This window comes from Muriicola sp. E247, from assembly GCF_041358175.1.
Lineage (GTDB): Bacteria > Bacteroidota > Bacteroidia > Flavobacteriales > Flavobacteriaceae > Muriicola.
The window spans coordinates 29,587-49,666 of sequence record NZ_JBGKBE010000001.1; the positions used below are offsets into that span (position 1 = coordinate 29,587).

At 42.5% G+C, this 20,080-nt stretch carries 20 protein-coding genes; 14 read left to right on the forward strand and 6 right to left on the reverse strand.

From position 1 onward, the window contains the following. Positions 1–133: 133 nt before the first annotated feature. The 11 genes from ACA086_RS00155 (at position 134) to ACA086_RS00205 (ending at position 11,058) form a co-directional block, all read left to right on the forward strand. Positions 134–1,522, forward strand: a complete 1,389-nt coding sequence (locus tag ACA086_RS00155; protein WP_371001169.1) for a mannosyltransferase — start codon at positions 134–136, stop codon at positions 1,520–1,522. 187 nt (positions 1,523–1,709) lie between these two features. Next, a complete protein-coding gene (locus ACA086_RS00160; protein ID WP_371001171.1) occupies positions 1,710–2,327 on the forward strand; it encodes a GNAT family N-acetyltransferase in 618 nt (205 codons plus the stop codon). A gap of 1 nt (position 2,328) precedes the next feature. Then, complete coding sequence (locus tag ACA086_RS00165; RefSeq protein WP_371001172.1) at positions 2,329–3,540, forward strand: argininosuccinate synthase; 1,212 nt, start codon at positions 2,329–2,331, stop codon at positions 3,538–3,540. Then, a complete protein-coding gene (gene argC / locus ACA086_RS00170; protein WP_371001173.1) occupies positions 3,533–4,507 on the forward strand; it encodes an N-acetyl-gamma-glutamyl-phosphate reductase in 975 nt (324 codons plus the stop codon). The genes ACA086_RS00165 and argC overlap by 8 nt, the downstream gene beginning before the upstream one ends. Positions 4,508–4,536: 29 nt before the next feature. Beyond that, positions 4,537–5,331: a pyrroline-5-carboxylate reductase gene (gene proC / locus ACA086_RS00175; protein ID WP_371001174.1), complete on the forward strand. Its 795-nt coding sequence runs from the start codon at positions 4,537–4,539 to the stop codon at positions 5,329–5,331. Position 5,332: 1 nt separating this feature from the next. Then, positions 5,333–6,460 carry an aspartate aminotransferase family protein gene (locus tag ACA086_RS00180; RefSeq protein ID WP_371001175.1) on the forward strand — a complete coding sequence of 376 codons (1,128 nt, stop codon included), beginning with the start codon at positions 5,333–5,335 and terminating at the stop codon, positions 6,458–6,460. Further along, complete coding sequence (locus tag ACA086_RS00185; RefSeq protein WP_371001177.1) at positions 6,457–7,398, forward strand: N-acetylornithine carbamoyltransferase; 942 nt, start codon at positions 6,457–6,459, stop codon at positions 7,396–7,398. Before ACA086_RS00180 ends, ACA086_RS00185 begins: the two co-directional genes overlap by 4 nt. Beyond that, the gene (argB, locus tag ACA086_RS00190) at positions 7,395–8,174 is read left to right on the forward strand and encodes an acetylglutamate kinase (protein WP_371001178.1); all 780 of its coding nucleotides are present in this window, start codon (positions 7,395–7,397) and stop codon (positions 8,172–8,174) included. The genes ACA086_RS00185 and argB overlap by 4 nt, the downstream gene beginning before the upstream one ends. After that, complete coding sequence (locus ACA086_RS00195) at positions 8,171–9,253, forward strand: M20 family metallo-hydrolase (RefSeq protein ID WP_371001179.1); 1,083 nt, start codon at positions 8,171–8,173, stop codon at positions 9,251–9,253. The genes argB and ACA086_RS00195 overlap by 4 nt, the downstream gene beginning before the upstream one ends. Positions 9,254–9,267: 14 nt before the next feature. Further along, positions 9,268–10,560 (forward strand): argininosuccinate lyase, encoded by a 1,293-nt coding sequence (argH, locus tag ACA086_RS00200; RefSeq protein WP_371001180.1) that lies wholly within the window; start codon positions 9,268–9,270, stop codon positions 10,558–10,560. Positions 10,561–10,617: 57 nt separating this feature from the next. After that, positions 10,618–11,058, forward strand: coding sequence for a BLUF domain-containing protein (locus ACA086_RS00205; RefSeq protein WP_371001182.1), 441 nt, complete (start codon positions 10,618–10,620; stop codon positions 11,056–11,058). 1 nt (position 11,059) lies between these two features. On the opposite strand, the gene ACA086_RS00210 is transcribed toward ACA086_RS00205, so the two are convergent. From ACA086_RS00210 to ACA086_RS00225, 4 genes are all read right to left on the reverse strand, one after another. Further along, a complete protein-coding gene (locus ACA086_RS00210; protein ID WP_371001183.1) occupies positions 11,060–11,902 on the reverse strand; it encodes a pseudouridine synthase in 843 nt (280 codons plus the stop codon). 49 nt (positions 11,903–11,951) lie between these two features. Next, positions 11,952–12,857, reverse strand: coding sequence for a geranylgeranylglycerol-phosphate geranylgeranyltransferase (locus ACA086_RS00215; protein ID WP_371001184.1), 906 nt, complete (start codon positions 12,855–12,857; stop codon positions 11,952–11,954). 10 nt (positions 12,858–12,867) lie between these two features. After that, positions 12,868–13,806 carry a mevalonate kinase gene (locus ACA086_RS00220; RefSeq protein WP_371001185.1) on the reverse strand — a complete coding sequence of 313 codons (939 nt, stop codon included), beginning with the start codon at positions 13,804–13,806 and terminating at the stop codon, positions 12,868–12,870. Positions 13,807–13,867: 61 nt separating this feature from the next. Next, the gene (locus ACA086_RS00225; protein ID WP_371001187.1) at positions 13,868–14,950 is read right to left on the reverse strand and encodes a diphosphomevalonate/mevalonate 3,5-bisphosphate decarboxylase family protein; all 1,083 of its coding nucleotides are present in this window, start codon (positions 14,948–14,950) and stop codon (positions 13,868–13,870) included. A 94-nt stretch (positions 14,951–15,044) separates the two neighbouring features. On the opposite strand from ACA086_RS00225, the gene ACA086_RS00230 reads away from it, so the two are divergent. The 3 genes from ACA086_RS00230 to ACA086_RS00240 all read left to right on the forward strand — a co-directional run bounded on the left by ACA086_RS00230 (position 15,045) and on the right by ACA086_RS00240 (position 17,899). Continuing rightward, positions 15,045–15,518, forward strand: coding sequence for a TspO/MBR family protein (locus tag ACA086_RS00230; protein WP_371001188.1), 474 nt, complete (start codon positions 15,045–15,047; stop codon positions 15,516–15,518). A gap of 143 nt (positions 15,519–15,661) precedes the next feature. Continuing rightward, on the forward strand, positions 15,662–17,158 hold the full coding sequence (gene glpK, locus ACA086_RS00235; RefSeq protein ID WP_371001189.1) for a glycerol kinase GlpK: 1,497 nt from the start codon (positions 15,662–15,664) through the stop codon (positions 17,156–17,158). Between the two features lie 9 nt (positions 17,159–17,167). Continuing rightward, positions 17,168–17,899 carry an MIP/aquaporin family protein gene (locus ACA086_RS00240; protein ID WP_371001190.1) on the forward strand — a complete coding sequence of 244 codons (732 nt, stop codon included), beginning with the start codon at positions 17,168–17,170 and terminating at the stop codon, positions 17,897–17,899. Positions 17,900–17,907: 8 nt separating this feature from the next. On the opposite strand, the gene ACA086_RS00245 is transcribed toward ACA086_RS00240, so the two are convergent. Together ACA086_RS00245 and ACA086_RS00250 are read right to left on the reverse strand one after the other, a co-directional pair. After that, on the reverse strand, positions 17,908–19,191 hold the full coding sequence (locus ACA086_RS00245) for an NAD(P)/FAD-dependent oxidoreductase (protein ID WP_371001192.1): 1,284 nt from the start codon (positions 19,189–19,191) through the stop codon (positions 17,908–17,910). After that, positions 19,191–19,883: a glycerophosphodiester phosphodiesterase gene (locus ACA086_RS00250; protein ID WP_371001193.1), complete on the reverse strand. Its 693-nt coding sequence runs from the start codon at positions 19,881–19,883 to the stop codon at positions 19,191–19,193. Before ACA086_RS00250 ends, ACA086_RS00245 begins: the two co-directional genes overlap by 1 nt. Positions 19,884–20,080 lie beyond the last annotated feature (197 nt).

A 20,080-nucleotide genomic window follows, 5' to 3' on the forward strand; every position in this document is an offset into this window, starting at 1 on the left:
ATTGAAATTTTAATATTAGCCACCAATTAAATAGCAAACAGGAGTCTTCGTCTACCCATGAAGGCTCCTTGTTTTTTTGTCGGAAATCCCCTTTTTTTTCGGTTATTTGTAAAAACCAATTGCCTTACCAACCATGCCCAACGCGGTTCTGACGTATTGGAAACTCCACAAAGTTCCCATTTTACTTTCCATCCTCTGCGGGCTGCTTTATTACACCTTTGCCTACCATCTTCAACGCTCAGACTTCGCCAGAATGTTTGGTTTATATCTGGGACTTTTTATCCTGTGTTACAAACTGATTCAATTTGAAAAATGGAACTATAAATTTCTCCTTTTCCTGGGAGTTGTATTTCGATTAATTTTTCTCTTTGCCATCCCCAACCTGTCACAAGACTTCTATCGCTTTATATGGGATGGACATCTGGTTTTACTTGGGGAAAATCCATATTTATATCTTCCAGCTGAGCTGCTTGGAAATTCAGATATCATTATTCCACAAGCCGGATATCTGGTTGAAGGGATGGAATCCCTGAGTGCTTCCAACTTCAGTAATTATCCTCCGCTAAGCCAGCTTATATTTGGCTTTTCGGTATGGTTAGGGGGTGGAAAGATCCTGGGATCAGTTATAGCCATCAGATTGATTTTACTCTTTGCCGATCTGGGGATTTTCTATTTTGGACGTAAACTTCTGAAGTTTGTCAATAAATCTCCTCACCTTATCTTCTGGTACTTTTTAAATCCTTTGATTATAATAGAGTTAAGCGGTAATCTTCACTTTGAAGGAGTGATGCTATTTTTTCTTCTCCTGACACTTCATCTTATAACTATAAATAAATGGATGTTAGCCGCATTGCCCATGGCCCTGTCAATTTCTGTAAAACTAATCCCTTTGATGTTCTTACCCCTTTTCTTCAAAGCTCTTGGAATTAAAAAAGGACTTATTTTCAACACAATTGTTATTTTGATCGTTGCTGCTACTTTATTGCCTTTTTACAATCCTGCATTTGCAGAAAATTATATGGCAACACTATCCCTGTGGTTCTCAAATTTTGAATTTAATGCCAGTATCTACAATGTGGTTAAGAGTCTGGGCGAAAGAGTTGATCTAAAACCCTGGGAGCTTATTAAAAGCTATGGGAAACTGATCCCATTAGTTGTCATTGTATGGGTGGGAATCCTGACCCTTTTTCGAAAAAATAGCTCTCAGCACATTCTAATCCAATCAATGCTCTTTATTCTGGCCCTGTATTTTTTTCTGACACCTACCGTACACCCCTGGTATATTATTACACTGGTTGCCTTATCCATATTTACCGATTACAGATTCCCACTGGTCTGGTCAGCGACAATTATTTTCAGCTATACCGCATACAGGGACCCGGCCACAGAAGAGTCCATAGGATTTCTCATCATTGAATATTTATCGGTATATGGGTTTTTGATCTACGAATTATTTAAGCATGGTAGTTTTAAATCACTAATTCCCAAAAAATATGGGGGCAAGGGTGTTAATCCAATTTAATTTGTACATTTGACTCTCATGAATGCGATAGGTCACATCCTAACACTAAATCTTAAGCCTGCTCAGGCCGGATTTTTTGTGCCATCTCGTCGCCGCCCGTAAGGGTGTACTTCTCTCATGGAAATAGGTGAGTCCATTTCCGCATCGAACTTTCAGTCCAATACATTTTTGAATAATCTTTACAGCAATGGATATTGTAATTGCTAACGAATCTCATATAAAATACGCTACTGTCATCAGTGAAACCATTTCGGATTCAGCTAAGGTGAGAGGCACCGGTATAGCCAAAAGAACTCCGGAATATATCATCAAAAGGTTGGTAAACGGAAATGCCGTCATCGCATTAGACGGTGATAAATTTGCCGGCTTTTGCTATATCGAGGTATGGGGCCATCAGAAATTTGTAGCGAATTCCGGACTAATTGTACATCCGGATTACCGCAACCAGGGACTGGCAAAAAAAATCAAGAAAGCCATCTTTGAGCTCTCAAGAAAGAAATTCCCTGAAGCCAAGATTTTTGGAATTACTACAGGGCTAGCAGTAATGAAAATGAATTACGAACTGGGGTATAAACCCGTGACTTTTTCAGAACTTACCGATGACCCCGAATTCTGGAAAGGATGTCAGACCTGTAAGAATTTTGATATCCTGACGCGAACTGAACAAAAAATGTGTCTCTGTACAGGAATGCTGTATGACCCTGCGCATTCAAAAAAATATGAAAGCAGGAAGCTCAACAATAAGACCTTCAGCCGACTTAAAAGTATAAAAGAGCAATTATTGCTTAAAAAGAAAAAAGGATAGGATGAATACTAAAAACATCAAATCAAAAAAACTGGTACTCGCATATTCAGGCGGCCTCGATACCTCTTACTGTGCCATGCACCTGTCACAGGACCTGGGTTATGAAGTACACGCGGTAAGTGTAAATACGGGAGGGTTTTCTCAGAAGGAAATAGAAGAAATCAGAAAAAAGGCATTAAACCTTGGAGCCCATTCCTATACTTCCATAGATGCTGTTCAAAGCTTTTATAACAAGGTGGTAAAATACCTGATTTTCGGAAATGTCCTTCGAAACAATACCTATCCCTTAAGTGTAAGTGCTGAACGAATTGTCCAGGCTATTGAAATTGTACGATATGCCAAAGAAACCGGTGCGTCAGCTATTGCCCACGGAAGTACAGGAGCCGGAAATGATCAGGTACGATTTGATATGATCTTTCAGATTATCGCTCCTGAAATAGAAATTATTACGCCCATCCGCGATGGGCAACTATCCCGGGAAGAAGAGATCAACTACCTCAAGGAAAGAGGGGTAAATTATTCCTGGGAAAAAGCCAAGTATTCCATTAATCAAGGCTTATGGGGTACTTCCGTTGGAGGTGCAGAGACCCTGACATCTGATAAAGGTCTCCCGCAGGAAGCCTTCCCCAGTCAGCTAAAAAAGGAACAACCACAGGAAATAACGCTGAGTTTTAATAAAGGAGAACTGACTGCAATTGACGGGACAACTGATGACCCGGTCCTAAATATTGAAAAACTGGAAAAAATGGCCTCGTCGTATGCTATTGGCCGTGATATACATGTTGGTGATACTATTATTGGTATTAAGGGTCGGGTTGGTTTTGAAGCAGCAGCTCCTTTGTTGATCATAAAGGCGCATCATTTGTTGGAGAAACATACCCTTAGTAAATGGCAGCAATTTCAAAAGGAACAACTGGCCAATTTTTACGGGATGTTATTACATGAAGGAAATTACCTGGATGAGGTAATGAGAAATATCGAAGCCTTTCTTCTTGATTCTCAAAAGAATGTTAGCGGTGATGTATTTATCACCTTATATCCCTATCGCTTTGAATTAAACGGTATCAGGTCTGAGCACGATCTGATGGCTGCTAAATTTGGCAGCTATGGAGAAATAAACAAGGCCTGGACTGCAGAAGATGCCAAAGGGTTTATTAAAATATTGTCCAACCCTGGCAAAATTGCCAGTCAGATAAATAAAATCCATGATTAAAGCAGGTATCATAGGAGGCTCGGGCTATACCGGCGGTGAACTCATCAGGTTGTTACTACATCATCCTGGTGTACAAATTGATTTTGTATTCAGTACCACCAGGGCGGGAACCAGAATATCAGATACACATACCGATCTCCTGGGAAAGACTGATTTGAAGTTCACCGGCACCATTAATACTGAAGCAGATGTTATTTTTCTATGTCTGGGACATGGCAATTCAACCCGCTTCCTTAGGGAACATTCCTTTTCAACAAAAACAAAAATTATTGACCTCAGTAATGATTTCAGGCTAAAGGATCAAAACACCTTTAAAAACAGGGGTTTTGTTTACGGTCTTCCTGAACTTTACAGAGAGCAAATTACAAAGGCGCAAAACGTAGCTAATCCCGGTTGTTTTGCCACAGCCATTCAGCTGGCGCTCCTGCCTCTGGCCAAGGCACAATTGCTCAATCAGGAAGTGCATATCAATGCCACCACCGGAAGTACTGGCGCAGGGGTGAGTCTATCCCCAACTACCCACTTCAGCTGGCGCGAAAACAATATGTCACATTACAAGGCTTTTACCCATCAACATCTTGGGGAGATCAATGAAAGCCTCGAGCACCATCAGCCTGGGAAGGGGCCACTATGGTTTATTCCCAACAGGGGCAATTTTACCAGAGGTATCTGGGTAACCGCATACACCAAATTTGAGGGATCCCTGGAAGATGCTCAGGAATTATATAAGGCCTATTACAAGGTAGCTCCTTTTACACATGTTTCCGAAAATCCTATTGCTCTGAAACCCGTCATCAATACCAACAATTGTCATTTACACCTTATGGTACACGAAGGGGTTCTTCTAATTGCCTCGGCCATTGACAATTTATTAAAAGGGGCCAGTGGACAGGCGTTGCAAAACATGAATCTGATGCTCGGTTTACCGGAAGGTGAAGGATTAAACCTGAAGTCGAGTGTATTTTAAACTACATTATCTAAGCAGAACAAAAAACAATGAAAATCGCAATTATAGGGGCAGGTAACCTCGGAGTATCCATCGCAAAAGGGATTCTCCACTCTAATGGTGCTACTACCATGTATCTTACCAAAAGACATATAGAAAGCATTAAGGAATATGAAAAGTATGGCAATGTAACGGTTACAACAGATAATATACTTGCAGTTAAGGAATCTGATATACTGGTATTTGCCGTTCAGCCCGGACATTTTGAGGCTATACTACAGGATGTAAAAGATTACCTCACCGATAAGCATGTCATCATATCAACGATTACAGGATTTAGTATTGAAAAGATCGAATCCATTATAGGTAAAGAGGCCTATATTATAAGAAGCATGCCCAATACGGCTATCTCAGTAGGGAAGTCCATGACCTGTTTATGCAGCAATGATGCGGGGGCCAAAAGAATTGAGCTGGCCAAGGCCATTTTTAATCGAATGGGCCATTCCATGGAAATACCAGAATCGCAGATGCAGGCCGCAACTGTGATTTGCGCGAGTGGAATTGCATTCTGGATGAGGCTGATCAGAGCGACTACCCAGGGAGCCATTCAATTGGGCTTTGATGCCAAAGAAGCCCAGGAGCTGGCCATGCATACCTGCAATGGTGCTGCCTCTCTCCTGATAGAATCGGGAAATCATCCTGAGGAAGAGATAGACAGGGTGACTACACCTATGGGCTGTACTATTGAAGGCCTTAATGAAATGGAACATCAGGGTCTTAGTTCTTCCCTGATCAGGGGAGTTGTAGCTTCATTTGAAAAAATTAGTCAGATAAGAAAAGGGTAGTATGGTACTATTTGATGTATATACCCTTTACGATATTACCCCGGTCTCGGCCAGGGGCGTAATATTAACAGATGACAAGGGGCAGGAATACCTCGACCTCTACGGTGGGCATGCCGTAATTTCCATCGGACATGGGCATCCCCATTACGTCAAAAGGTTAAAGGATCAGCTGGACAAAATCGGGTTTTACAGCAATGCTGTTCAAAATCCCTTGCAACGCAAACTTGCTGAAAAACTAGGTGCCTTGTCAAACTGTGACAATTATCACCTATTTCTCTGTAACTCAGGGGCTGAAGCCAATGAAAATGCCTTAAAACTCGCTTCTTTCCACACTGGAAAAAGCAGAGTGATTGCCTTTAAAAACAGCTTCCATGGCAGGACTTCTGCTGCTGTTGCTACCACAGATAATCCGGCCATCAATGCTCCTATAAACCAACAACAGCAGGTGACATTTCTGACTTTTGAAGATAGGGATGCCCTGGCAAAAGAATTATCAAAAGGCGACGTCTGTGCGGTAATTCTGGAAACCATTCAGGGAGTTGGCGGACTCGATGAACCTTCTCCTCTTTTCTGCAAGGAAGTAGCCCACTTATGCAAACAAAACGGAGTGGTTTTAATTGCAGATGAAGTACAGTCGGGATTTGGGAGAAGTGGAAAGTTTTTTGCTTTTCAGCATCACGACATTACCCCCGATATCATTTCGATCGCAAAAGGAATGGGTAACGGATTTCCCGTAGGCGGAATTTTGATCCATCCGGAGATTAAGGCAAAATACGGATTACTGGGAACGACATTTGGTGGCAACCACCTGGCCTGTGCGGCTACCCTGGCAGTACTGGAGGTTTTAGAAGAAGAGAATCTGATAGCTAATGCTGCCGATCTGGGATCGTACTTTGAAAAATGTGCAAGGCAAATCCCTCAGCTTAAAAGAGTTAAAGGCAAGGGACTTATGCTCGGACTCGAATTCGATTTCGAAGTAGCTGAGCTGCGTAAAAATCTCATTCTTAAGCAACATATTTTTACCGGAAGTGCGAAAAATAAAAAGGTTTTACGTATTCTCCCTGCGCTGAATATCAACGAAGCCCATCTGGATACTTTTTTTACCGCATTAAAACAGGAATTGGAATGAAGCATTACCTCCACATTGATGATATCGATTCTATGTCCTCATGGTTGTCACTGGCAGCTGAATGCAAAAAGGAGCCTTTTAAATATAAAAAGCTTGGAGAAGGAAAGGTTTTGGGACTTTTGTTCTTTAACAACAGTCTGCGTACCCGGCTGAGTACACAGAAAGCCGCTTATCATTTAGGGATGCATTGTATGACGATGAATTTTGGCAACGAAGGCTGGGCTCTCGAATTTGAGGACGGAACTATTATGGATCAGGGAAAGGCAGAGCATATAAGGGAAGCTGCACAAGTAGTTTCACAGTATTGCGATGTGCTGGGTGTTCGGGCCTTTGCCTCCCTTACAGAAAAAGAACAGGATGAAGCCGAAATGGTCCTGAACGGATTCAGGAAGTACGCATCCATCCCAATTTTAAATATGGAGAGTGCCACAGGGCATCCCCTACAGGCCCTGGCAGACCTGATCACCATCTCGGAGCATACTAAGAAAAAGAACCCGAAAGTAGTCCTCTCATGGGCTCCACACCCCAGGGCATTGCCTCATGCGGTAGCTAACTCCTTTATCGGCATTATGAGGCAAAATCCTCAATTCGATTTTAGTATTACTCATCCTCCCGGATATGAACTCAACCCGGAGATCGTAAAAGATGTCCCGGTTTCATACGATCAGAACAGCGCCCTGAAAGATGCCGACTTTGTCTACGTCAAAAACTGGAGTGCCTATAAGCCTTATGGAGAGGTGCTCAATAACGATCCTCATTGGATGATTACTCAGGATAAACTGGGAGAGGCCAGTTTTATGCACTGTCTTCCCGTAAGGCGGAATGTGATCGTAGAAGATTCGGTTCTAGATGGAGATAATTCACTTGTAATCCAACAGGCCAACAACAGAACCTATGCTGCACAGGTAGCTTTACTTAAAATACTGGAATCCCTATGAAACCTGCTTTGTCCATTATTAAAATAGGGGGTAATATCATCGGAGACAGTACAGAACTATCCCGATTCCTATCCTTTTTTAAGCAAGTTTCCGGACCTAAAATACTGGTTCATGGCGGAGGGAAAAAAGCCTCTGACCTCAGTAAAAAATTAGGGATCGAAACAAGGATGATCAATGGGCGACGTGTGACTGATAAGCAGGCCCTGGAAGTAGCTGTCATGGTCTATGCCGGCCTCATCAACAAGTCGATCGTAAGTGAACTGCAGGCTCTGGAATGTAATGCCATTGGGCTGAGTGGAGCTGATGCAGGGCTTATCAAATCAGTACAAAGACCGGTAGAATCAATTGATTTTGGCTTTGTAGGGGATATTGTTTCTATACGAACAAAAGCCCTTCAGGAATTACTACAATCTGGCTTGGTTCCTGTTTTTTGTGCCCTCACATATGACGATGGAGGCCAATTGCTAAACACCAATGCCGATACAATTGCCTCTGAGCTCGCCATCGCCCTTAGTTCAGAATACACCACCACCCTCTACTATTGTTTTGAGAAACCAGGAGTATTGGCAGACATCGAAAATGACAGTTCCGTAATTTCGCATATTAACAAACAATCTTATTTCAGTTTAGTCAGGGAAAAGGTCATTGTTGAAGGCATGCTTCCCAAGATGGAAAACTGCTTCCATGCATTAGACCATTCGGTTCATAAAGTATGTATAGGAAATATCAATATGCTAAGGCCTAACCCATCCACTTTTACAACATTAACCCTATGACGCAAGAAATTTCTAACCTCAGCGGTGAAGCCATTAGCCTTTTGAAAGAATTGATCGGGACCCCCTCTTTTTCCTCTGAGGAAAATGAAACGGCCCTTCTTCTGGAGCAATGGTTCAGGGATCATGATATTACATTCCACAGAGAAAATAATAATGTATATGCTTTTAATAAGCACTATGATCAGAACAAACCCCACCTGCTTCTCAATTCGCATCACGATACAGTAAAGCCGAATTCCGGCTATACCCGTGATCCTTTTAAGGCAGAGATAAAAGATGGCAAACTATACGGCCTGGGAAGTAATGATGCGGGAGGAGCTTTGGTATCGCTACTGGCAGCCTTTACTTATTTTTATAAAAAACAGGATCTTTCTCACAATCTCATCATTGTTGCCTCTGCAGAAGAAGAAAGCTCAGGATCCAAAGGTTTAAATTCTATGCTTGAGATACTTCCTGAGATAGATGTTGCCATAGTAGGGGAGCCTACCTTGATGCAATTGGCAATTGCTGAAAAAGGCCTTGTTGTTTTTGATGCGGAAGTCAGCGGAACTCCTTCCCATGCTGCACATCCCAACTCGAATAATGCTATTTACAATTGTATTGACGTACTCAGCTGGTTTAAAAACTTCAATTTTCCAAAGGTATCTGAAGTACTGGGAGAGGTAAAACTAACGGTCACCCAGATCAAAGGCGGAAATCAACACAATGTAGTGCCTGCCGGCGTGGATCTTGTAATTGATGTAAGGGTGAACGATTGCTATACAAATAATGATATAGCCCGAATACTCAAAGACCAGGCTCCTTGTAAGCTAACTCCCAGGTCTCTTCACCTGAATTCCTCAGCTATCCCCAAAGATCATCCATTGGTAAAAAGTGGGATGGCATTGGGAAGAAGTACCTACGGTTCCCCCACGCTTTCAGATCAGGCTGCCCTGAGTTGCCCATCCCTGAAAATGGGACCAGGAGACAGCACCCGCTCCCACAGTGCAGATGAATATATTTACATGGCTGAAATTGAAGAAGGAATTGAGTTGTATATTAATTTACTAATTGGTTTTTTGCAAAAAACAACCTCCTGAAAAAAATCTGAATTATGAAGCTTTGGGACAAAGGAATGAAAACTGATGAGAAAATAGATCGATTTACTGTTGGCAACGACAGAGAATTGGATCTTTTCCTGGCTGCTTACGATGTGAAAGCCTCAATGGCCCATTGCAGAATGTTGCATTCTATCGGTTTACTGAACGAGGAAGAAAATCGCGCATTATTGGCCGAATTAGAATCCATTGGTAAGTCTGTGGAAAAAGGGGAATTTACCATAGAGGATTCTTTTGAGGATATGCATTCCAAGATCGAATTTCTTCTGATAGATCGGTTGGGGGATACTGGGAAAAAAATTCATACTGCCCGATCGCGAAATGATCAGGTCCTGGTTGCTATCCAACTCTATATCAAAGATGAATTGCAGATTATCGATGAGCAAATAAATGAGTTATTTGATTTACTTCTCGAACTGGCCGGCACTTATCAGAATGTACTCCTCCCTGGCTATACACATTTGCAAGTGGCAATGCCTTCTTCTTTCGGTCTATGGTTCTCTGCCTATGCGGAGAGTCTGGTTGACGATATGATCCTGGTTAATGCCGCCTACAATGTTGCAGATCAGAATCCCTTGGGAAGCGCTGCAGGATACGGCAGTTCATTTCCTATAGACCGCGCCATGACTACCGGGGAATTAGGGTTTAAAACTCTAAAATACAATGTGATTGCAGCCCAGATGGGAAGGGGAAAAGTAGAAAAGGTAACTGCGACAGCTCTTGCGGGGGTTGGAGCTACCCTGGCTAAACTCGCAATGGATATATGCCTGTATATGAGTCAGAATTTCAACTTTGTTTCTTTTCCCGACGACCTCACTACAGGTAGCAGTATAATGCCACATAAAAAGAATCCTGATGTCTTTGAGTTGATCAGAGCTAAGTGTAATGTCATTCAGGCCCTGCCCAATGAATTGTCTATGTTGCTTACCAATCTTCCCAGCGGATACCACAGGGATTTGCAGCTTACAAAGAATAGTCTTATTCCCGCAATTCAGGAATTAAAAGCCTGTTTGGATATAACCGCCTTCACCCTTAGAAAAATAAAGGTGCGAAAAGATATTCTGGACAATCCGAAATACGACTTGCTTTTTACAGTTGACGCCCTCAATGAACTGGTTAAAAATGGGGTTCCTTTCCGTGACGCATATCGACAAATAGCCGAGGAGGTAGAGAGTGGAAGTTTTAAAACCCCGAAAGAAGCCCGGCATACGCATTTGGGAAGTATTGGCAATCTCTGCCTTGAGGAAATAAGACAAAAGATGGATAAATATCGGGTGAAGGACTCCTGAGAACACTCCGACTTATTATCTTTACAGACAACAACCAAAACCAAAGTACTACAGACCATGTTCAGTTTAGTCTATCGGTCCGTCGCCAGGCCTGGATTTAGCCTGGATCATATCCAGGAAATGCTGGTAAAGGCACAGAATTTTAATCATGACCAGGGCATTACCGGATGCCTGCTTTATTACCAGGGCGAGTTTATTCAATATCTTGAAGGCAACCAGTACAAAGTCTTAACCCTGTTCGATAAGATAAAAGTAGATCCCAGGCATAAAGATGTAGAGTTACTGAGCTATGAAGAACGAGAAGGAAGGGCTTTTGAGAAATGGGACATGGCTTATGAGAATTTTTTTGGGGAAAACACCCAGATAACACACCTAAGACTACTGGTAGGGGAATACCTTTCTCAAAAAACGGAAATACCCCCAAACAATCCTACCAAAAATGTTTTCTGGGAACATGTAGGTTCTGTACTTTACTCCAAAACCTCATCTGGTAAGTAGACTACTGAGTCATCCCTAAATTGATGACTTCCTGCTGGGTTAAATGGCGCCAGTGTCCTCTGGGGAGATCCTTTTTAGTTAGACCGGCAAAAATTACCCGATCTAACTTGATCACGTCATAGCCCAAATGTTCAAAAATCCGTCTGACGATCCTGTTCCTGCCACTGTGAATCTCAACACCTACCTCTTTTTTGGGGGCATTGTTCAGGTAACTTATATCATCCACCTTAATCAGGCCATCCTCCAGCATAAGACCTTCCTGAATCTTACGGAGATCATCTGCCTTGAGATTTTTATTCAGTTCTACGTGATAGATCTTCCTGATCCCATATCTGGGATGGGTCAATTTCTTGGCCAGGTCACCATCGTTTGTGAACAAAAGCAAACCTGTTGTGTTACGGTCTAACCGCCCCACAGGAACGAGACGAGCATTAGATGCATTGCTGATCAGTTCCATCACTGTTCTCCTCCCCTTTTCATCGCGGGTTGTGGTAATAAAATTCTTCGGCTTGTTCAGCAGAATGTATTCCTTTTTCTCTGGATTAAGGAGTCGGCCATCGAATCGAACTTCATCAGTACGATTCACTTTAAATCCCATTTCGGTAACCGTCTTTCCATTAACTGTTACATTTCCGGCTGCGATATAGGTATCTGCCTCTCTCCGGGAACAAACTCCGGCATTGGCAACATATTTGTTTAGCCTGATGAGGCCGGCATCGGAAGTCGGCGTATTTTCCCTCTTTTTCTTAATGGGTGCGTTGCCACGGGTATAACTCTTCTTCCTGAAATTACCTGCTCCTCTTCCAGATGACTTTCCCTCTCCTTTATAATCAGACCTGCTCATGGTTAAATTTTCTCCAAAGGTAGCAATTTACCGGGGTCCGGAAGGGAATCTACAGGATTCGGTTTAAAACCAGGTCGACGTCAATCAGAAGAATACTAAATACGCCCGCGATGATAATGAATTTTAGGATGTTGTGCAGCCAGACGTAGTCCTTCTTCGTGGATGCCCGCCACAGGAGGAAGATAAAAATGATCAAAAGCGCCATGGCGAGTATAAAATACAGGTACATATACCCCACATCAAATATTTCAATCAACAAAAAAGCGGGGAGTAAAGATAGGCCTGCCAGGAGGGTTATAGATATTTTGGAGTATTTCGTTCCGAACAGTATGGGTATAGTTTTATAATTTAAAGCGATATCCCCCGCTATATTTTCCATGTCTTTAATAAATTCTCTGGAAAGAATAAGAAGGAAGAGGAAGATCGCATGGACAAAAATGACGGTTTCAAAATTTCTGTAATACACAAATACTGCAAAGAAAGGTGTAATCGCCAGAGTTGCCGAAACCAAATTTCCAAGCAAGGGAAGGCGTTTCAATTTGTGTGAATAGAGCCAGATTCCAAAAATATATGCCGCAAAGAATAGAACGGCTTTAAAAGAAACATAGCTGGCGAACAAAACGGAAAGGAAATTCAGAATGAAATAGGTGCTGAGTTTGGTTTGCTGACTTACCAACCTGTCGAGCATAGATTTACGAGGTTTGTTGATCAGATCCTTTTCAGAGTCGTAAAAACTATTGATGATATACCCCGCAGCTATAACCAATGCCGATGCCAGAACCAGAACAAAAAGGCGCAGATCAAATACGACTTCTCGTAAAGGTAGATCGGGCGCCATGATATAAATAGCGGCCAGATATTGGGCTAATACAATCATAAGTACATTGTAGCCTCTCACTATTGAAAACAAACTCAACAGCTTTAAAAGCAGGAGTTTGTTCTTTCTACTAAGCATTGAAGATGTTTTAGAAGTTGTAAACCACTTCCAGTCGGTGTCCTTGCAGGGCTTTTTTCGCTTTGTCGATGTCCTGGGTAAAACCAAGTATATATCCTCCTCCCCCGGAGCCACAAAGTTTTAAGTAATAGTCATTTGATTCTATCCCTTTCTTCCACAGCTGATGAAATTGTTTTGGGATCATAGGCTTAAAATGATCCAATACTACGTGGGATAATTGCTTCAGATTTCCGAAGAGGGACTTTACATTCCCAGAAAGGAAGTCTTCCACACAGGCATCTGTATGCTTTATAAACTGATCCTTCAGGACGGTTCTGAATCCTTCATTTTTCATCTTCTCCATGAAGATTTGGACCATAGGCGCCGTTTCACCCGTCATTCCGCTATCAAGAAGAAAGACTGCCCCTTTTCCGTTTAAATTCTGTGATGGGATACTGGTAGACTCAATATTGTCCTGAGAATTGATCAGAATAGGAAGGCTCAGATAGCTATTTAACGGGTCCAGGCCAGACGATTTCCCATGAAAAAACGATTCCATCTTGCCAAAAATGGCTTTCAGATGTAATAATTTTTCGCGGGTGAGATTTTCCAGAACGGTAATTTTTTGAAGGGCATATTTATCGTAGATGGCGGCTACAAGAGCTCCACTACTTCCAATTCCATATCCCTGTGGAATGGAACTGTCAAAATACATGCCTTTTTCCAAATCGTTTTTTAAGGAGTCAGTGTCGAATTGCACCAGACCGGGATCCTTTTTTTGCAATTTTTCCAGATAAGTGGCAAATTTAATCAGGCTTTCATTGGATTTTTTAGCCCCCTCAGATAATGGAAATTCCGTTTTAAGAGCTCCTTTAAAGAAATTATAGGGTATTGAAAGTCCTTTGGAATCTTTGATGATACCGTATTCCCCAAACAAGAGAATTTTTGAATAAAAAAGTGGTCCCTTCATATTGAAATAGCGATTCCGCTAGTTAAAGTTAATCCTAAAATCCGGATAACAAGCTCCGGGATTATATTTTTTTGGCACCCGCACCTATGTGGTCGCAAATATACTGTCCCTTTTCACAATACACAACAAGCTCATTCTTAATAAATTGCAAAACTTTTTCAGAACTTTCTCCCGGATAAAGGAGATGAACATTGGCGCCTGCATCAAGTGTAAAACACAATGCTTCTCCTGTTTCCTTCCTGAATTCCCATACTTTTTCAATAATTGCTAGGGTATTTGGCTTCATCAGAAGGTAGTAAGGTATACTGGTCATCATCATGGCATGTAGGCTCAGGGCCTCGCTCTCCACCAACTCGATAAACTGATCCATATCCCCCTTTGCCAGCACATCCGTCATTGAGATTAAGTTACGATTTGCCTGGGCAAACCTTTGAGCCGCAAAAGCGTGACCATCCATTAAAGCATGCCCGGCAGTGCTACTTACAGTCTTCGTTCCTTTGTGCACCAGTAAAATAGTATCCTGAAAGTTTTGAAAAACCTGGTGTACAGGATCTGTAAATGCAGTTCCGTACAGATCAGAACCCCCTTTGATATGATCGTGCTTTCCCCAACTCACTATAGGCCCTTCAATACTCCTGCAGGCACTACCTGATCCCAGACGGGCGAGAAAGGAAGCTTTTCGATAGAAGTGTTCATCACTCATTCCGGGATTCATCTTTTTTTCCATGTCCATGATGCATAGCGACAGGGCTGCCATCCCACTGGCTGAAGAGGCAATGCCGCTACTATGTGGAAAACTGTTGGAAGTATTGATATGGAGGTGATAGAAAGGTAACCACGTAACATAAGGCAGGATACGCTCAATAAAACTATTGATTTTAGGCTCAAATGCCCTGTTTGGGCTTCCTTCAAAAAGAAGGTCAAACGAAGGTTTTTCCCGCCCGTCTCCTTGCTTGTTAAATTTTATTCCAGTTGTTGTAGCTGAAGTTGAAAGTGTAAAGCTGATGGATGGGTTTGCGGGTATCTGTCCGGGGTATTTCCCCCAATATTTTACCAGGGCAATATTGCTGGGTGCCCTCCATGTAGTTTCCCCACTGCCAGCCAGATTTTTTAATTCGGCAGGAATAAATTCCTGTTCGCTCATGAAAGTACAATTTCCCACAAAGATAGTCCTTAGGGCGTTTACGCGAAGTCTCAATTAAAATAAATTCCTATTTTAGGGTATTGAGAAAGGTAAAATGAAAAAGAAAATAGCATATATCAGTATTGCCGTTATAATTTGCCTGCTCATTGGGTTTTTGTCAGGTTTTGCTACCCAGAGTTCTGTGAGCACCTGGTACACCACTTTAAATAAGCCCAGCTTTAATCCCCCCGATTGGGTTTTTGCCCCTGTCTGGACACTATTATATATCATGATGGGGATTGCAGCCGGTATCGTCTGGGCGAAGGGATTTTATCATATATGGGTGAAGACTGCTCTTTATTATTTTGGTTTCCAGTTACTATTTAATGCCTTCTGGAGTATTGTATTTTTTGGCTTTCAACAACCCTTCTGGGCGCTTGTTGTTATCGTTATACTCCTGATCCTGATCCTGGCCACCATCAAATGGTTTAAAGTAGTAAGTAGGCCTGCAGCGTATTTGCTTATCCCCTATTTCTTATGGGTTTGCTTCGCCACTGTCCTAAATTTCAATATCTGGAAATTAAATTAAAAAAGACAATGGCTGACATCATCCGGATGATGCGGATTTACCTTTGATAAATTCAGTAACTATCCGTAAAATATGGGAATTTAAAAAAATCGTTTACATTTAGAAGTTTGGAAAATTGAATTATTAAAAAACGCCTGGCTAACATGGAAAATTACATACTCGCGCTCGATCAGGGAACTACTAGTTGCAGGGCCTTAATTTTTAATAAAAAAGGAGCCATAATCTCGTCAGCTCAAAAAGAATTTGATCAGCACTTTCCAAAATCGGGTTGGGTAGAACACGATGCTCAGCAAATCTGGGAGACACAGGCTGAGATGATGAAACAAGCACTACGCTCCGAAAATATATCTGCAGAAGCGATCTCAGCAATCGGAATAACGAATCAGAGGGAAACCGTCGTAGTTTGGGATAAAAATTCCGGTGAGCCTATCTATAATGCTATCGTCTGGCAAGACAAAAGGACTGCAGATTATTGCGATGAATTAAAGAATAAAGGTCTTTCTCCCTTGATCAGGGAGAGAACCGGTCTGGTGATCGATGCATATTTCTCCGGAACCAAGGTTAAATGGATACTAGACCAGGTGGAAGGTGCCAGAGAAAAAGCAGAGGCAGGCGATTTGCTAATGGGCACTATTGATAGCTGGTTGATATGGAAATTAACCGGGGGTGCACTTCATATTACAGATGTGACTAATGCATCGCGCACCATGTTCTTTAATATTCACACCCTGGAATGGGACCGGGAATTGCTGACAATGTTTAACATTCCTGTCTCTATGCTGCCGGAAGTCAAGGCCTCGAGTGAAGTTTACGGCAATACCACGACGGAAATACTTGGAAGGGAAATTCCAATTTCGGGTATAGCGGGCGATCAGCAGGCTGCTTTGTTCGGGCAGATGTGCACCCAGCCGGGAATGGTGAAAAACACCTACGGCACTGGCTGTTTTATGCTGATGAATATAGGGGAGAAACCAATAATTTCTCAAAATAACCTCCTTACTTCTATTGGCTGGCAGATCAATGGAAAGACACACTATATCCTTGAGGGAAGTATTTTTATTGCCGGAGCAGTGGTCCAATGGCTAAGGGACAGCCTAAAGATTATCGATTCTTCAGGAGAGGTTGAAAAGCTTGCCTGTACAGTGGAAGATTCGGATGGTGTTTACTTCGTCCCAGCATTTGCAGGCCTGGGCGCACCCCATTGGAACCAGCATGCCAAAGGCACTATTTTCGGCCTTACCAGAGGTAGCACATATGCTCATATAGCGAGGGCCGCTATAGAATCGATTGCCTATCAAACCATGGACGTCCTTAAAGCAATGGAAGCCGACGCCGATATGTCGATTAAGGAACTCAGGGTTGATGGTGGAGCTACCGTCAATAACCTTCTGATGCAATTCCAGGCAGATGTGTTGAATACGGTTGCTGTTCGTCCTAAGGTAATAGAAACGACAGTAATGGGTGCTGCCTTCCTCGCAGGTCTTGCTGTTGGTTTTTGGTCTGATATAAGTGAAATTGAAGCCATCTGGGAAAGCGAAAGAAGATTCGAACCTGTTGAAGACAGAACGGCTATCGAAAAAGGAATCAAAGGTTGGTATAAAGCTATCGATGCCCTTGAATATTGGACAAGAGAAAACTAAAGCACTTTTATGACACCATTTATAGCAGAATTGATCGGAACCGCACTACTTATTGCACTTGGGTGTGGTGTAGTGGCTAATGTTGTCCTTGATAAAACGAAGGGACAAGGCGGAGGCTGGATTGTAATTACAACCGCATGGGCCTTTGCAGTTTTCGTAGGTGTAGTGGTAGCCGGACCTTACAGCGGCGCCCATATAAATCCCGCAGTGACCCTGGGACTGGCCCTGGCCGGGTCTTTTGACTGGGCCGAGGTACCTGCTTACCTACTCGCACAGCTTCTCGGTGCAATGCTTGGCGCTGCCGTTGTCTGGATCACCTATAAGGATCATTTTGACATTACTGAAGATAAAAACCTGAAGCTCGTTGTTTTTTCGACGGTACCTGCAATACGCAATTACAGCTCCAACCTCTTTAGTGAAATAATAGGAACCTTTATTCTGGTCTTTACCGTTTTGTTCTTTTCGGATGCTTCCGTACTGGCCACCGAAGAGGTTATCGGCCTTGGTTCTCTGGGTGCTCTGCCCGTTGCTCTGCTGGTATGGAGCATTGGCCTGAGCCTTGGGGGCACCACTGGTTATGCTATTAATCCTGCACGTGATCTGGGTCCGCGACTTGTACATGCGCTTTTTCCTATTAAAGATAAGGGAGGGAGCGACTGGGCGTATTCCTGGGTGCCGGTGTTAGGTCCCTTCCTTGGGGGATCAGCAGCCGCAGCTTTATACATCATTTTAATGAGTTGAAGCGACCCTTAGTTTTCAGAAATTGCCATAGCTGCAAGATACGCCCCTGACCATGCGCTTTGGAAATTATACCCTCCCGTAAGGGCATCGATGTTTAAGACCTCCCCGGCAAAATACAAGCCTTCGTGCATCCTGCTGCCAAATGTTTTAAAATTGATTTCTTTAAGATCGACTCCCCCGGCGGTAACAAACTCCTCTTTAAAGGTACTCTTGCCTTCCACCAGAAATTCTGATGCAGTAAGTTGAGCTGCAAGGGCCTGTAACTGCTTCTTTGAGAGATCTGCCCATTTCTGGTCGGGTAATATCTCAGATGCTACAACTAGTTTTCCCCAAAGTCTGCGAGGTATATCAACCGGGCATGTTCTATAAGCTGTTTTCTTGGCTTCTATATTCTTTACTTCCATTAAAAATGAGTACATCCCTTGCTGATGGTAATCTGGCATCCAGTTGACCTGTATCCTAAACCTGTAGTTGTAATCGTGTAAAATTCGAGCTCCCCAGGAGGACAACTTTAAAACTGCAGGTCCGCTCAGTCCCCAATGGGTTATCAACAAAGGTCCTTCGGTTACCAGGGTCTCCGACTTTATTGACCTGGTTTTTATGGCACCTGTAATGTTCTTCCCTGGAATATCCCTGGCAATTAATTCTACCCGGGCATGAAGGCTTAATCCTGGTATGCCGTCAATTCGAGGATCTTTAATATTAAAAGTAAAAAGAGATGGCACCGGGTCGATTATATTATGCCCAAGCCTGCGGAGTACATTCCACATCTTCATGCTACTGCCTGTGGCTAACAGCAGATTTCTAGTATGATAAGTCTGGGTTTTAGTCTGTACTTCCCAACGCCTGTCTTCTATAGATTTTTCTTCAGCAGGGATAATATTGACAACGCCCGAATTCCTTTTCAACTCGATACCTGAAGAAGATACGGCATCCATAAAACAATCAATAATAGTCTGGGATGAATTACTCTTAGGAAACATCCTGCCATCTTCTTCTACCTTCAGAGCGATCCCCCGTCTATTAAAAAACTCGACCGTATGCTTTGGGTGGTATGAATTAAACGGGCCTCGTAATTCCTTTTCTCCTCTTGGATAGGCCTGCACCAACAAGGAAGGATTGAACTGTGCATGGGTAACATTGCACCTTCCTCCGCCGGATACTTTCACTTTTCCAAGGACCTGTTTCCCTTGCTCCAGAATCAGGATTTTCATATCAGGTCTCAATTCCGCCACATGGATTGCGCCATAAAATCCGGCAGCTCCTCCCCCGATTACAATTAGGTCATACATCAGTTTGCCCTTTCGGGAAAGTTGGTAAAGATTCCGTCAACGCCAAGCTTTTTCATATTGGCGATTTCTTCCTCCTCATTAACCGTCCAGACATACACCTTATATCCCTTATCCTGAATGGCCTTTACGATCTCTGAATTTACATTTTTATAATTCGGATTTATTGCCACCGCGCCCAGCTCTTTTGCGATTGGTAACGCCTGAAGGGGATCCTCTTCAGTAAGTACGGCAATGGAAATTTCAGGATTAATCGATCTCATACTTTTCAGTTCTTCCCAATTGAAACTGGAAATCAGAATATCTTCCATTTTCCATCCTTTTTCCCTGGTGTAATAATCCAGAATGAAATTAACTCTGTCAGCCGTATTGGCTCCTTTAAGCTCAATATTGAGAGGCACCTTACCATCAATCAATTTTAGTACATCCTGCAAAGTGGGAATCTTATGATTTCCCTCTAAGATCACCTTCTTCAGCGTAAAATAATCGTAGTCCTCAATAAAGCCGCCAGCGTTGCTAAGACGATCTAATTTTTTATCGTGAAAGACCATGATCTCGCCACTTTTAATCCTGAAAACATCGATCTCAATCATATCTACACCCAGCTCCATTGCCTTCTCTATAGAAGCCAGTGTATTTTCTGTTTCATGACCCATAGCTCCCCTATGTCCTATTACTTTGATATTATGGCTCATTTCTGTGCAACCTGATATTAGTACAATTAAACAAAGGACAATAATTCTCTTCATTTTGGATATTTCATTAGTCCTTCAAAAATACAACTTGAAGACTAAAAACCTAAGGGAATATTCTGCATCATAAAATTATTATTCAATTAAGGATTTTAATATTATATTCTTTTTATTAGTGATAATATTTTTAATTCTTCGCA

Excerpts from the sequence above, each read along its gene's own strand:
- ACA086_RS00165 (WP_371001172.1), top strand. The coding sequence starts at position 2,329 with ATGAATACTAAAAACATCAAATCAAAAAAACTGGTACTCGCATATTCA.
- proC (WP_371001174.1), top strand. The coding sequence starts at position 4,537 with ATGAAAATCGCAATTATAGGGGCAGGTAACCTCGGAGTATCCATCGCA.
- ACA086_RS00195 (WP_371001179.1), top strand. The coding sequence starts at position 8,171 with ATGACGCAAGAAATTTCTAACCTCAGCGGTGAAGCCATTAGCCTTTTG.
- ACA086_RS00250 (WP_371001193.1), bottom strand. The coding sequence starts at position 19,883 with ATGAGCCATAATATCAAAGTAATAGGACATAGGGGAGCTATGGGTCAT.
- ACA086_RS00245 (WP_371001192.1), bottom strand. The coding sequence starts at position 19,191 with ATGTATGACCTAATTGTAATCGGGGGAGGAGCTGCCGGATTTTATGGC.
- ACA086_RS00180 (WP_371001175.1), top strand. The coding sequence starts at position 5,333 with ATGGTACTATTTGATGTATATACCCTTTACGATATTACCCCGGTCTCG.
- argC (WP_371001173.1), top strand. The coding sequence starts at position 3,533 with ATGATTAAAGCAGGTATCATAGGAGGCTCGGGCTATACCGGCGGTGAA.
- ACA086_RS00220 (WP_371001185.1), bottom strand. The coding sequence starts at position 13,806 with ATGAAGGGACCACTTTTTTATTCAAAAATTCTCTTGTTTGGGGAATAC.
- ACA086_RS00230 (WP_371001188.1), top strand. The coding sequence starts at position 15,045 with ATGAAAAAGAAAATAGCATATATCAGTATTGCCGTTATAATTTGCCTG.
- glpK (WP_371001189.1), top strand. The coding sequence starts at position 15,662 with ATGGAAAATTACATACTCGCGCTCGATCAGGGAACTACTAGTTGCAGG.
- ACA086_RS00205 (WP_371001182.1), top strand. The coding sequence starts at position 10,618 with ATGTTCAGTTTAGTCTATCGGTCCGTCGCCAGGCCTGGATTTAGCCTG.
- ACA086_RS00210 (WP_371001183.1), bottom strand. The coding sequence starts at position 11,902 with ATGAGCAGGTCTGATTATAAAGGAGAGGGAAAGTCATCTGGAAGAGGA.
- ACA086_RS00225 (WP_371001187.1), bottom strand. The coding sequence starts at position 14,950 with ATGAGCGAACAGGAATTTATTCCTGCCGAATTAAAAAATCTGGCTGGC.
- argB (WP_371001178.1), top strand. The coding sequence starts at position 7,395 with ATGAAACCTGCTTTGTCCATTATTAAAATAGGGGGTAATATCATCGGA.
- ACA086_RS00160 (WP_371001171.1), top strand. The coding sequence starts at position 1,710 with ATGGATATTGTAATTGCTAACGAATCTCATATAAAATACGCTACTGTC.
- ACA086_RS00240 (WP_371001190.1), top strand. The coding sequence starts at position 17,168 with ATGACACCATTTATAGCAGAATTGATCGGAACCGCACTACTTATTGCA.
- ACA086_RS00215 (WP_371001184.1), bottom strand. The coding sequence starts at position 12,857 with ATGCTTAGTAGAAAGAACAAACTCCTGCTTTTAAAGCTGTTGAGTTTG.
- ACA086_RS00155 (WP_371001169.1), top strand. The coding sequence starts at position 134 with ATGCCCAACGCGGTTCTGACGTATTGGAAACTCCACAAAGTTCCCATT.
- ACA086_RS00185 (WP_371001177.1), top strand. The coding sequence starts at position 6,457 with ATGAAGCATTACCTCCACATTGATGATATCGATTCTATGTCCTCATGG.
- argH (WP_371001180.1), top strand. The coding sequence starts at position 9,268 with ATGAAGCTTTGGGACAAAGGAATGAAAACTGATGAGAAAATAGATCGA.